This is a genomic window from Streptomyces sp. NBC_00286, assembly GCF_036173125.1.
Taxonomy (GTDB): Bacteria; Actinomycetota; Actinomycetes; order Streptomycetales; family Streptomycetaceae; genus Streptomyces.
The window spans coordinates 7292094-7304827 of sequence record NZ_CP108054.1; the positions used below are offsets into that span (position 1 = coordinate 7292094).

The 12734-nt window shown below is 68.4% G+C and carries 8 protein-coding genes; 3 read left to right on the forward strand and 5 right to left on the reverse strand.

Going from position 1 to position 12734, the window contains the following annotated elements; all coding sequences use genetic code 11:
• Positions 1-86: 86 nt before the first annotated feature.
• The 3 genes from OHT21_RS33065 to OHT21_RS33075 form a co-directional block, all read right to left on the reverse strand.
• Entirely contained in the window at positions 87-5276 is a 5190-nt protein-coding gene (locus OHT21_RS33065) for a family 43 glycosylhydrolase (protein WP_328771925.1), read from the reverse strand.
• A gap of 238 nt (positions 5277-5514) precedes the next feature.
• Positions 5515-6663 (reverse strand): serine hydrolase domain-containing protein, encoded by a 1149-nt coding sequence (locus OHT21_RS33070; RefSeq protein WP_328771926.1) that lies wholly within the window; start codon positions 6661-6663, stop codon positions 5515-5517.
• Positions 6664-6712: 49 nt separating this feature from the next.
• Positions 6713-9238: a M14 family zinc carboxypeptidase gene (locus OHT21_RS33075; RefSeq protein ID WP_328774312.1), complete on the reverse strand. Its 2526-nt coding sequence runs from the start codon at positions 9236-9238 to the stop codon at positions 6713-6715.
• 208 nt (positions 9239-9446) lie between these two features.
• Between OHT21_RS33075 and OHT21_RS33080 the strand changes: the two genes are divergently transcribed.
• Positions 9447-10310, forward strand: coding sequence for a hypothetical protein (locus OHT21_RS33080; protein ID WP_328771927.1), 864 nt, complete (start codon positions 9447-9449; stop codon positions 10308-10310).
• 20 nt (positions 10311-10330) lie between these two features.
• On the opposite strand, the gene OHT21_RS33085 is transcribed toward OHT21_RS33080, so the two are convergent.
• Both OHT21_RS33085 and OHT21_RS33090 read right to left on the reverse strand, forming a co-directional pair.
• Entirely contained in the window at positions 10331-10546 is a 216-nt protein-coding gene (locus tag OHT21_RS33085) for a hypothetical protein (protein ID WP_328771928.1), read from the reverse strand.
• Complete coding sequence (locus tag OHT21_RS33090) at positions 10543-10779, reverse strand: hypothetical protein (RefSeq protein ID WP_328771929.1); 237 nt, start codon at positions 10777-10779, stop codon at positions 10543-10545. Before OHT21_RS33090 ends, OHT21_RS33085 begins: the two co-directional genes overlap by 4 nt.
• A gap of 152 nt (positions 10780-10931) precedes the next feature.
• Here OHT21_RS33090 and OHT21_RS33095 point away from each other — a divergent pair, with 152 nt between their 5' ends.
• Both OHT21_RS33095 and OHT21_RS33100 read left to right on the forward strand, forming a co-directional pair.
• Positions 10932-11903, forward strand: coding sequence for a helix-turn-helix domain-containing protein (locus tag OHT21_RS33095; RefSeq protein ID WP_328771930.1), 972 nt, complete (start codon positions 10932-10934; stop codon positions 11901-11903).
• A complete protein-coding gene (locus tag OHT21_RS33100) occupies positions 11900-12100 on the forward strand; it encodes a hypothetical protein (protein WP_328771931.1) in 201 nt (66 codons plus the stop codon). Before OHT21_RS33095 ends, OHT21_RS33100 begins: the two co-directional genes overlap by 4 nt.
• The last annotated feature ends 634 nt before the right edge of the window (positions 12101-12734 follow it).

The window sequence follows — 12734 nt, forward strand, 5'->3', positions numbered from 1 at the left end:
CTGCCGAGTTTGCGGCCCCCGTCACACACGAAGCGGCGCCCGGGGCACATGCCCCGGACGCCGCTCCATCGTGGCGAGCCGGTCCGTCAGCTGAAGATGATGCCGAAGGCCTTGCTGCCGGTGCGGTTGTCGTAGACGACGTCGCCGGTGGACTTCTTCCAGATCTTGATGCGGTACGTGTCAGGGGAGTCGGTGACGGTGATACGGAAGCCGTAGCCGCCGCTGCCGTTGACCGTGCCGGAGCCCTGGTACTGCGCTTCGGAATCCGTGACCACCAGCCAGTCGGAGGAAGTGGACCGGAACTTCAGCTTGGCGGCCGCGTAGTCGAAGGTGGCGTTGCCGCTCGGAACGGTGGCGCCCCTCTTGTACTTGGCGCCGAAGGAGAAGGCCGCCGGACCCTTCAGGGAAGGCTTGGCGGGGTAGGCGCCGACCGGGGAGCCGATGATGCCCGCACCCGCCACAGGACCGGCCGCCCGGTCGTACACGACCAGTTCGGCCAGCGTCCTGCTGTCCGAGCCGCCGTCGTCGTCCTTGACGGTGATCTCCGGACGGTAGATGCCCGCCTTGGTGTAGGTGTGCGCGGCCTCGCAGCCGGCGGCGGTGACCTTGCCGGCGGTGGGCTCGGTGCCGTCCTTCCAGTCGACCCGGCAGGTCTGGGTGTCGCCGGAGCCGACATCGGTGAAGTCGGCCGTGACGACCGCGCTCTTGCCCACCGACACCGGCGACGACGGGCCCGTACCGGCCGTGATCACCGGGGCCGCGTTGTCCACGGTCACGGTGAGCGTGTCGCTGCTGCGGCCACCGGCCAGCGTGACCTCGTACGTGCCGTCGTCGTCGCAGGTGATCGCGGTGAGGATGGCGTCGGGGTCGGAGAAGGTGCAGGGCGCTCCATCCTTCACCGTCCACTTCGGGTCACCGGCTCCGGAGATGGTGCCGGTGAGGGAGATCGCGCTGCCCTCGGTGCCGGAGGCGTCCGGGCCGGCGCGGACGACGGTGACCGGGTCGATGCTCTCCAGGGTCGGGACGACCTTCTTGATCAGGCCGTCGGAGTCGAACTCCAGCTTGTCGAGGGTGGTTTCACGGTGGGTGCCGTCACCGCCCGGGATGGCGAAACGGTGGTAGGCGATGTACCAGTCGTCGGAGTTCGGCACCTTCACCACCGAGTGGTGGCCGGGTCCCTTGATACCGAGCGAGAGGTCCTTCTCCAGGATCACGCCCCGCTTGGTCCAGGGACCGGTCGGGGAGGACCCGGTGGCGTAGGCGACGCGGTAGTCCTCGTCCCGCGTGTCGTTCTCCGACCACATGAAGTAGTAGGTGCCCTTGCGCTTGATGACGAAGGTGCCCTCGTTGTAGCCGCTCGGGGTGATGTCGGTGACCTTCGAGGCGTCGAAGGAGACCATGTCGTCATTCAGCGGCACGACATACGCCCTGCCGTTGCCCCAGTACAGATACGACTGGCCGTCGTCGTCCGTGAAGACCGCCGGGTCGATCATCTGGCCCGGGTAGGCGCCACGCGGGACCAGCGGCTTGCCCAGGGGGTCCTTGAACGGGCCGGTGGGCGAATCGGAGACCGCGACGCCGATGTTCGTGTCGGCCGAGTAGTAGAAGTAGTACTTCCCGTCCTTCTCGCCCATCGTCGGGGCCCAGGCCCGGCTGTCGGCCCAGCTGACGTCCGGCCCCAGGTCGAGGATGACGCCGTGGTCCTCCCAGTTGACCAGGTCCTTGGAGGAGTACGCCTTGAACTGCGTGCCGCTCCAGCCCGGGAAGCCGTCGGTCGTCGGATAGATGTAGAAGGTGTCGCCGAACCTGACGATGTTCGGGTCGGCGTTCAGCCCCGGCACGACCGGGCTCTTCATCTCCAGGGCCCGGACCGTCCAGGTGCGCTTCTCGCCGTCCGAGCCGGTCACCTCGTACGTCACCGGCTCGGTGAAGTCGCGCAGGGTGCCGGACGCGGGGCTGATCGTCGCGCCGTTGGCGAGGCCGAACTCCGGTGCCAGGGCGGTCACATCACTGCCCGCGGTCAGTGGGAGCGTGATCCTGCTGTCCGCGTCGTCGATGATCGCGTCGGTCTTCAGCGCGGGGTGGGTCGCCGAGGCGATACCCGTGGTGTTCCCGCTGAGCTCCAGGATCTCGGCGGGCGACAGCGCCCGGTTGTAGATCCGGAAGTCGTCGACCTCGCCGCCGAAGTACGGGTCGGGGGCGTACATGGACCGGCCGATGTAGCCGGAGTAGCCCTTCGACGCGTCGTACATCTCGGACGGCTTGATGGTGACCCCGCTCGCCCGGGCCGCCTCGGCGCCGTCGACGTAGAGGACCGCCGTCTCGGTCGCGCCGTTCACCGTGACGGTGACGTGCTTCCATTTGTCCGGGGTGAGCTTCGAGCCGCCGATCATCTGCGTCTCGCCCGACCAAGTGGCCTTGGTGATCGCGGAGAAGACCTTGCCGGCACCGTTGGACGGGGTGGCGAAGAGGTACTTGTCGCTGTCCGGGCCCAGGCCGAAGAGCCACTGGAAGTTGTCCCCGCCCTTCCACTTCACGTGGGTGGAGACGGTGACGCTGTCAGCGCCCTTCAGAACGCCGTTCGGGATGCTGACGTACGGGGAGGTCGTGGAGGAGCCGGCACCGCCTGACATCTTGAAGGAGCCGTCCTTGACCCCCGTTCCGAAGTCGGGCGTACGGACGTACGTGCCGTGGTAGCCGTGCCCGCTGGAGTCACGGGCGATGTTGCCGCCGGTCTCGTCGAAGTCGTAGCGGAGCAGCAGATCGGCGGGCACGTCGGCGCCCTCCGAAGAGACCGTGACCTCGGCCTTGGCCTTGAGCCCGGCGCCGTCGGGCAGGCTGCCCTCCACCGTGAAGGTGCCGGCCTGCGCGTACGCCGAAGCCGGGACGTCGTCCCAGGTGACGGCGACGGGCCGCTTGGCGCCGTCCGCGTACTCGGCGATCACGGTGCCCGGCAGGACCGGTGCCTCACCGATGCCCGTCGTCACCTTCACGTCCTCGACCGACTTGACGAGCTCGTCCGACTGATAGGCCTTCAGCAGCCGGTCGTACTCGGCCTGCGTGACCGGAAGTACCGTGCCGTGGCGGGGCTTTGACGGCAGGTCGTATCCCGTCGACGGGGTCCAGTCGCCGGAGGCGAGGTCCGTCGTCTCGAACGGGATGTAGCCGCGGCCGCCGAACTCGTCGAGGAACGCGTACCACTTCTCCTCGGTGTTGGACTTGAAGACCAGCGGTCCCTCGGCGGCGCTCATCTCCCCCTTGCCGATGCCCTCGGCGACGAAGTCGTACGAGGTGTCGAGGATCGAGTCGCTCTTCTCGTGGAAGATGAACTTGCTGTTCGGGGTGGAGGAGGTGTTGTTCCGCTCGTCCTTGGACAGACGGTGGTACGTGCCGTCGTGCTCGATCATCGTGGAGTCGATGACCGAGTAGCCGCGGTCGATCCAGACCTTGGGCTCGCTGAAGGTGTGGAAGTCGCGGGTGGTGGCGTACATCATGCGGTTGTACGTGTCGCCGGTGTGCGCCTCGTTGTCGTACAGCTTCGACGCCCAGAAGACGACGTACTCGCCGAGCTTCTCGTCGTAATACGCCTCCGGGGCCCAGGTGTTGCCCGCCGAGTCCGGGGACACCTTGACCAGGCGCTGGTTCGTCCAGTTCACCAGGTCGGTGGACTCCCAGACCATGATGGACTTGCTGCCGGTGCGCTGGGCGGCGTCCCAGTTGCCGTTGCCGTAGATCCGCAGGTCGGTGGCGATCTGGTAGAACTTGTCGCCCTCCGGCGAGCGGATGATGAACGGGTCGCGCAGACCCTTCTCACCGAGCGTGGAGGTCAGGACGGGCTTGCCCTCGTTCAACTCCCGCCAGTTCAGCGGGTCGTTGCCCTTGCTGAGGGCGGCGTAGAGCTGCTCGCCGTCCGAGGTGCCCTCGCCGGTGAAGTAGCTGAACATATAGCCCTTGAGGGCTTCCTTCTTCGGCAGCTCCGGCACCTTGGCGATGAAGGTCCGAGTCGCCTTCGCGTCGCCCTTGGTGACGGTCGCGGTCAGCTCCACGGTGGTGTCGCCGTCGCCGTTCGCGGGGCGCTTCACCAGGCCGTCGGCGTCGATGACGTCCGGCTTCGCGGAGGACCAGGCGACCTTCGTGCCGTAGTCGCCGGTCGCGGGGAGGGTGAGATTGCCGCGTACGTCGTCGAGGTTGTGAACGGTCAGCGCTTCGGCGGCCTGCTGGGTGGCCGTGGCGTCGTCGGCGGCGGCGGGGACCGTGATCTCGAAGCTCTTGGTGTCGGTCACGGGTCCCTTCTTCAGGGTCGCCGTGAGCGTGGCGCGGCCGTCCGGCTCACCGGCCGGGGGGCGGGTGACCTTGCCGTCGGCGGAGACCACGTCGGCGTTGTCCGTGGCCCAGCTGATCTTCGACCCGCCGGCGGTGCCCGTCGCGGGCAGCTTCAGGTCGGAGACGACGGCGTCGGTGTCACCGAGACTGAGCGCGGCCTTGTCGTCGGCGACGCCCTGGGTCGCGACGGGGAGCGAGAGTTCCTCGACCTCGGAGCCGCCGAGTGCCCGGTTGTATACGCGGAAGTCGCGGATCTGGCCCTTGAAGAGCTTGTCGCCCGGATACACGGACTTGCCGATGTAGTTGGCGGTCGTGTCGCCGGAGCCTATGGCGCCCGGGGTGATGCTGACCGACGTATTGCGAGCCACCTCCACACCGTCCTCATACAGCACACCCGTGTTGCCGGTCTGCGTGTACGTGACGTGTTTCCACACGGAGCGGGTCAAGTTGCCGGACCCGGACGGCCGGGTCGTCTGCTCCGTCGACCAGTTGCCGGTGGCTATGGAGGTCCGAAAGCCGTCGCCGGTGGTGAAGAGATAGCCGTTGCCGGCGGTGCCGCTGGTGTTGCCGAAGCCGTAGAGGAAGTACGGGGTGGCCTGCGTGGCATCGATCTTCACGTCCATCGAGACGCTGATCGACTCCATGCCGCTCATAATGTTGTCCGGCACCTTGATGTAGGTGTCGGAGCCATTGAAGGCGAGTCCCTCGCCGCTGCCGGACCAGTCGGCGGTGCCGCTGACGGTGCCGTCCCGCCCGTTCCCCGAGGCATCGGTCGCCACGCTTCCCGAGCCGGCGTCGAGCTTGTACCAGAGGGCCAGGCCATCGGTGATCTCCGCCGCCTGTACGGGGGAGACGGGCCCGGCGAGACCCAGGAACAGTGACGCGGTGGTCAGCCCGGCGAGATGGCCCACCAGGCGTCTCGCGCGTCTGCGAGGCCGGTCGGTCTGCGGCATTTCAGTCTCCTCGTTGAGACGTCGTTCATCGCTGAAGGAACGCAGTGAGGCGCGTGGCGGCGGGCCCTGACCCCCGAGACCCCGCTGTTTCGTCTGTGTGACGTCGCGTTGCGAGAGTGTCAGCCGGGGTATGGGGGACCGTCAAGAGTTTCCGAACAATGTCCGACTGGTCGGACAGATTGTTCCCAAGTCACCGCTCCACTGCCGATTCCGCTACCGATTCCGCTACCGATTCCGCTCAGGCAAGCGCGGCCGTGTGCACCGCCCGTACCAGCCGCTCGTTCTCCGGTGCCGCCCCGCCCGGAAACGACATCCGGCGCCGCGTGTAGCCGTAGGCCAGACCGCTGCGCGGGTCGGCGAAGGCCTGGCTGCCGCCCGCTCCGCTGTGGCCGAAGGCTCCGGCGCCGAGGAACGGGTACCAGTTCTCCGCCGTGGCCTGGAAGCCGAGCCCGTACGCCTTGTGGGCGCGCATCACCAGGTCGAAGCCGATCGAGTGGACCTGCCCGACCTCCGCGATCGTGTCCGGCTTCAGCAGCGGCGCCCGGCCGCCCACCCGGCTGATCGCCGCCGCGTACATACCGGCGAGCCCGCGCGCGGAGGCCACGCCGCCCGCCGACGCCTGGCCCTTGGCGCGCACGGTACGGGAGTTGGCGAAGCCCTCCAGCGTTCCGGGCTCCGGCACCTGCTCGTTGAACGCGATCGACGTGAGCGTGTGCGGGCCGCGGGGCGCCGCGTCCAGTACGGCCTGCTCGGCGGCCGTCGGCGCCATCGGCTGTACGGAACGGAAGCGGGGCTCTTCCGCCTCGGGCAGCCCCAGGAAGAAGTCCAGCCCGTACGGGGCACGGATCCGCTCCTCGTACACCTCCTGGAGCGTACGGCCCGTGGTCCTCCGTACGACCTCGCCCGTCAGGGCGCCGATCACGAGCGCGTGATAGCCGAAGGTGGTGCCCGGCCGCCAGAACGGGTGCTGGCCCGCGAGCCGTTCGGCGACCGCGCGGTCGTCGGCGAGCTCGTCGTCCGTGAAGCCCGCGTCGGAGCCGACCACGCCGGAGCGATGCGCGAGCAACTCGCGCAAGGTGATCGCCGACTTGCCCTCGACCGCGAACTGGGGCCAGTAGTACGCCACTTCACGGTCCAGCTCCAGCGTTCCCTCCTGCACGAGGAGGGCGACCACCAGATGGGCCGCCCCCTTCGTGGACGAGAAGACGCCGAACAGCGTCTCGCCGTCCGTCTCCGCTCCGGCCCAGAGATCGACGACCCGCCGCCCGTGGACGTACGCGCTCAACTGGCCCGCGTAGTCCGGCCGTTCGGCGGTCACGAAGGCCGCGAACTCCTCGCGTACCGCCTCGTAGCCGTCGGCGACGGTGCCGTGGATCTCCGGGGTCATGCCTTCTCCTCGAGTCGTCGTGCCTGACTGCCTGTCGTGCCTCAGGTTTTCAACGGGACACCGTCAACAAGGCCCGCGCCACCTGCGCGAACTCCCCCTTCGGATGCGCGCGGAAGAGTGGCTCCGTGCCGAACAGTACGGCGTGCGGCCCGCTGACGACCGAGGCCTGGCCCGCTGCCTGCGCGGGTCCGCCGGTGCCGTTATCCAACGGTCGCCAGTGACCGGACACCAGGGGATTCCCGGTCGAGTACGACTGCTCCACACGGACTCCGGAACCCAGGTCCGTGAACCACATGGGGGTGTAGACGAAGCTGTGCTCCGGAGCGCCGTGTGTGACGCCGCCGCGTGAATTGGCCACGCGTACAACGCCGTTGGCGTCCGCGTTGCCCTCGACCGGCTTCACGGCGAGCAGGTCCGCGGCGGCGTTGAGCGCGGCTCCGGTGGCCCCGCGGCCGACGAGGCCCTCACGGGCGAGGAAGCGGTTCAAGGCGGTACGAGCCTCGGCGTTGAGCTCCTCATGGTCGAGCCCGGCCGACGCGAACAGGACGTCCGCCTTCGACCAGTCAAAGCCCGCGTTGAGAATCGCCGTGGACACCGGGGTGACGTCGAAGTTCATCTCGCGGAGGGCGAAGAGCTCACCCGGGGTGACGGCCGCGGCGACGCGTACGCGGTGGAGCGGAGTGCCGCCGCCGGCCTTCGTCGCGTCGAAGGCGACGTCGTACTTCTTGGCGAGCGCTGCCGCCTTCGTCCGGGCCGACGCGGGGATGATCGCGCTGCCGCCATCGGCCGAATGGTGTACTGAAACTCCGTCCGCCAGAAGGGAGTTGAGGGCCGCGATCTCGCGGGCGTCGTCCAGGCGCAGACGGAGGTTGCCGTATGGAGGCACGTATCCGACGCGAGCGGCCTCGTGGACGGTGCGGGACGGGACATGGAATCTGCCCCCGCTCCGTACGTCCGTGACCGTCGCGCCCCACAGGAGGCCCAGGCTCCAACCGGAGATGTCGTACATCGTCGACACCTTGTCGCTGATGTCCCGCCCGTCCGCCAGCATCACATTGGCGAGACCGCGCTTGGGCTGGTGCATGTCGATGACGTACGAGCCCCGCGTATACGACTTGCCGCCAAGCCTGAAGTCCTTTGTGGCCCGCCGGACTTGGACGTCGTTGGCGAGCAGATGGTCGACGAGACGGGCCGCTGCGGTGGCGGACTTCCCCCACTCACGGCTTCGCTCGAGCGGGGGGACCCCCAGACCGCGACCGGACGGAATGACGTACGCACGCGGGAAGTCGGTCGTGTAGACGTCCTCCGGACCGATGCCCGGAACACCCGGCACCGTCTCCGGCGAGACAGGCGTCTGCGCGGCACCGGTCGCTCCCCGCCGGAAGACCTCGATCTGGTCGGCGATGAGTGAAGTGCGATGCTTCTGGGCGAAGTTGAGGGTCGCGTCCATCGCCGCGCCCGCCACGTCCACGTTGATCGCCGCGCGGCGGCGCAGCTCGGCGACCGGCAGCTCGTCGTACGCGTCGTTGTTCACCCTGAGGGGGATCTCGACCGTGTGCGCGGCGACCGTGCCGTGGAAGGCCGCGTACTGCGGGGTGAAGATCGGCGGCCAGTCGTCCCAGCCCTCCTCCTGGTCGCGGAAGGGGATCTGGGCGGGGTTCACGCCGTCCTTCTCGGGTGTGTAGCCGAGGCCGTTGACGGCGGACTCCATGCCGAGGGCGTTGGCGTAGGTGTTCTTGAGGAAGAGGTCGTACTCGTAATTCTCGCCGTGTGGGGGAGTGGTCGGCTCGATGAGGGTGCCGTTGACGTAGCCGTGCAGGTCAAGCATGACGGCCGGCTGCTTGTCGATCTCGATCTGCCGCATCGCCCGGACTTCGGGCTGCGAGGCGGTGATGAAGTCCCGGTTCATGTCGAAGCCGTTGGCGTTGGCGCGGGTGCCGGCGACGCGGCCGTCGGGGTTGGCGGTGATGTTGAAGTAGAGGCGGTTGCGGGCGAGGAGGCCGGTGGTGTCCTTGTCCTTGGCCTTCGCGAGCCGTTCGATGAGCTTGAGGGCGGCGTCGGTGCCCTCCCATTCGTTGCCGTGGATGTTGTTATTCACTAAGACGGGTGTTTTGTACGCGGCTTTGAGGGCGGGATCCTTGGCGGCGGCCTGGGGAGCGTTCTCGATGAGTTCGCGCATACGTTCCTGAGCGCGGGCCTGCTTCGCCGACTCCGGGGCGGTGACGGTGACCAGGTACAGCCGGCGACCGCTCGCCGAACGGCCCGCGATCTCCACGCTGACGCGGTCGCCGAGCCGTTGCAGGGCGTTCAGCTTCGGGGCGATGGCGTGGTACGGGGTGAGGCCGAGCTTGAGGGACTTGTCCGCGGGGTTCTGCGGGTCCGGGGTGAGGGTCTGCTCGCGGGGATAACCGCGGGAGTCGGTGGCGAGGTCCGGGGCGGGGGAGGTGAGAGCGCGGTCGGCGGTGCTCTCGGCCGCTCTGGATGCTGATCCGGTGGCGGCTTCGGTCTCGCTCTCGCGGGTCGGGGGCTGGGGCACCGGGTCGGCTACGGCGCCGTGTGGGCTGAGCAGGAGCATTGCCGCCGCGGTGGCTGTGGCGGTGGCGATCAGGGCGGGTCTCGGCAGACGCACGCGTACCTCCTGTTAATCGGTACCGGGAGGTGTACCGGTTCAATTCACCCGCAACAAGAGGGCGTTGGCGTGGGCGAGCGGGCATGCTGTGGGTGGGCGTCGGCGCGACGGGGGCCAGACGCCGGCGCGCAGGGCGTGAGGCGAGGAGTAGTCCATGGCAACGATTCCGTCGCTCCCCAGCAGGGATGACGTGGCACGTATCGCACGGAACACCACCGACATCACCGGCCAACTTCTGGACACCGCGGGCAACATCACCCGTATCGCCATCAACACCTTCGACCCGCGGGACGGTTCGGGAGCGGAGGCGTTGCGCGTACTACGCGAAACCACGGCCGAACTGGCCGAGGCGAGCGCGTCCCCCCAGGCCCAGGAAGCCTTCTACCGCATCGTGGACACCCTGACGCGGCTAGGCACGAGCGGAGCACCGCTAGCCACTCACCCCGTCAGCGAACCCGCCCAGGCACTACTCACGGCACTCGGCGACAGCCTGCTCCCGGTCCTCGACGCGGTCGGCCCGGCGCTGGAGGAGACGGCAGAGGCACTGGGCGAACTGGTGGAGGCAACGTCCCCCCTGCTCCCCGCAGCGGCCGGCCTGGCAGCGGGCACACTCCTCGCCCTGACCCCTCTGCTACGAGCCGCAGCGGATGTCCTACAGGATTCGTCCCCCGAACTCCGCCGCATAGCCGACGCGTTGACGGCAGCGCTGGCTCCGCTACTCCCCTTGCAGCTCGCCCTGGCAGAACGAACCGCCGCCGCAGGCGCGGGCATCGCACGCGCAACCCTCCCGCCCGTGGCCGACCTCGCGGAGGCCGCAGCCGCCGCTCTCAAGGCGGGCCGCCCGCTCCTGGTCGCCGGCGAAGAGCTCCTGGTCTCAGGCCTGGAACACGTCCAGCCCCTGCTCCTGGCGTCCGCCTCGCGGGCGGGTCGGGTGGCCCGGGCGGCGGCGATCCGGGTGTCTGCGGCGGTGTCGCCTGCGGCGGACTCGGGGGTGGTGGTGGCGGTGCAGCCGGTGTAGTTGCACCGACGGAGGCGCGGTCAGTTTGAGGCGTCGTGTGGGGGTGGTTCCCCGAGGAACAGCTCATCTCCGGCCGGGAACCGAGCTGTACCGCCCTCCGCCCACGCCACGACCACGGCCAAACCGCCCATCGGGCCCATGTCGGTCGTCGCCTCCTTGACCGTGCGCCACTTGCCCTCGTAGCCGATCACGTCGCCCGGGGTGATGAGGGCCGCCCGCTTGGTGGGAACACTCACGCGTTCTCGACGGGCTGGATGCGTTCCAAAGGGGCGTCCCACTCGATGCCACCACCTCTCGGCCGCATGTGTGCCATCTGGCTGACGACCCGTCCGGTCTGCTTGACGCGCTCCTCGATTACGCCGACGAGTTCGCCTTTGCGCTCCGAGATCGTGTCCATCACGAGCGTGCCCGCCGGGTAAGGCAGCTCGCCGTGGCTCAGCATCGTCGGTGGCTTGTCTGTCTGTGCCATGATCCCTCGTCTCACCTGCACATACGTCTCTCACGCAAGACAACTGCCGCCGGGTGAAGCGGACTTGCACACCCCTTGCACAACGCCGGGTGCATGGCTGTCGTCGGTGAGACGATGTACGGAACGGAAGTCGAGCGGGAAAGACGCACAGTATGAGCGCGACCAAGATTCCCGGACCCGGTACGAACGTGGCCGTCTGCCGCAAGGAACGTGGCCTCAGCCAGGTGGCGCTTGCCCGGCGAGCAGGCGTATCGGTCTCCCTGCTCAGCAAGATCGAGGTAGGCGACCGCGCGCTGACGCAGGGCATCGCCGCAGCGCTGGCACAGGCCATGGGGCTGACTCTCGACGAACTGCTCGGTACGGCACCGGTCGCCAAGACGGACGAGACCAGCCTTACCGCCTTGAACTACGCCATCCGGCGATTCGACATCGCGGATGCTCCTCCGCCCCACCCCGAGGACCTGCCCCGCGAGCTGGCCGCGCTGAACGAGCACCGCTACAAGACAGAGCTGTCGGCCGTGCTGCGGAAAGTGCCAGGGGCGCTGACCAGGGTGACCAACTTCGCCCACGCCACGCAGTCGCCGGATGCCTGGACGCGTGTCGCGGATACTTACAGCGTCGTCTACTGGCTGGCCGCCCGGCACCGCTGGATGCATCTCGCAGAGTTGGCCGTCATGAAGCAGCGGGTGGCCGCCGAGCGAGCAAACCCGATCTCCGCCACGGTGGCTGCTCGCGACGAGGCGGGGACCTTCCTCAACTCCGGTGATTTCGCAGGTGGTTTGGGCATCATTGACCGGGCGGTCGTCGAGGCGGAGACGACGCTGCGTGGGCGTGACCGTGCATTCGGTCTGGGCATCCTGCACCTGCGCGGGCTGACGCTGGCCGGGCGGCTCAAGGACAAGGCCACCGCCGATCAGCACATCGGAGCGGCCTGGCGGACGGCCGAGGGGTACGGCGAGGACCTCGACGAGCACGGTATCCACTTCGGGCCGGACCAGACGGCCACCCATGTGATCTCGACGTACTCGGACATGGACCAGCACCGCACCGCCCTGGGCACCGCCGATGACCTCTTCCGGGGCGGCACGTCGCTGCCCCCACCCGGATTGGCCCCTTGTACATGAACGTCGGCCGATCTCAACTGGCCCTCGGTGACCGTGACTCCGCCCTCGAGTCGCTCGAAGAAGCATGGGACGTCGCCCCCGAGATGGCCCGCGTCCACCCAACGAGCCAGGAACTGATGCGAGTGCTGACCTCACTGCACCGCCGCAGCAACCCGAGGCTGACCCGCCTTGCCAAGCGAGCTGGCGTGCCGTTCTGACCGTCAGCGCAGGGATCCGTTCCAGGATCCGCCGATTCCACGAAACACTCACTTTTCGACGTCGGTCGTGCGGTACGGGCGGTGGTGTCCAGCAGGGTCTTGAGGCGGGAAGCGACGAGTGCGGAGACGAAGTGATGGGGGCGGAATCAGCCCCTCTACTTCACGGTGGAATGCCCCCTTCACACTTCCCTTTCACAGATGCAACACAGGAGGGTTGCAGGCCGCCCATCTCATTCGTCGCACCCGCCACTCCTTCCACTTCGTAACAGGGTTTCAGCCAGGGCCAGTTGGCGGGGCGAGATCCCCTGGCCGCGCCCGAACGAGTGTGCCTAACGTGGCCGTCGCGTCCGCAGGTCCACACCCACGGCACATGCCGTGGGCGCGGGAGACAAGGGGGGACGGTGTGCTGGTGCGCATGCCACGGGACACCACACCGACTCGTGCCTCATATCCCGCGGGCGGTGTTGATCCGGTAGAAGGGCGGGCGACCGGCAAGTCCCCGTGTGCGCCTCTCGATTGCGTCCGCCACCCCCTGCGGACGCCGTGACACCACGCGGCCCCCTTTGTGATGGGTCCGGCCGCTCCCCTTCTGCCCCGCACATGTACCGCACCCTTCTCCGATCCAGGTAGGGAG

Coding starts and splice junctions, on each gene's coding strand:
- OHT21_RS33075 (WP_328774312.1), bottom strand. CDS start 9,238: ATGCTCCTGCTCAGCCCACACGGCGCCGTAGCCGACCCGGTGCCCCAG.
- OHT21_RS33070 (WP_328771926.1), bottom strand. CDS start 6,663: ATGACCCCGGAGATCCACGGCACCGTCGCCGACGGCTACGAGGCGGTA.
- OHT21_RS33080 (WP_328771927.1), top strand. CDS start 9,447: ATGGCAACGATTCCGTCGCTCCCCAGCAGGGATGACGTGGCACGTATC.
- OHT21_RS33095 (WP_328771930.1), top strand. CDS start 10,932: ATGAGCGCGACCAAGATTCCCGGACCCGGTACGAACGTGGCCGTCTGC.
- OHT21_RS33065 (WP_328771925.1), bottom strand. CDS start 5,276: ATGCCGCAGACCGACCGGCCTCGCAGACGCGCGAGACGCCTGGTGGGC.
- OHT21_RS33090 (WP_328771929.1), bottom strand. CDS start 10,779: ATGGCACAGACAGACAAGCCACCGACGATGCTGAGCCACGGCGAGCTG.
- OHT21_RS33100 (WP_328771931.1), top strand. CDS start 11,900: ATGAACGTCGGCCGATCTCAACTGGCCCTCGGTGACCGTGACTCCGCC.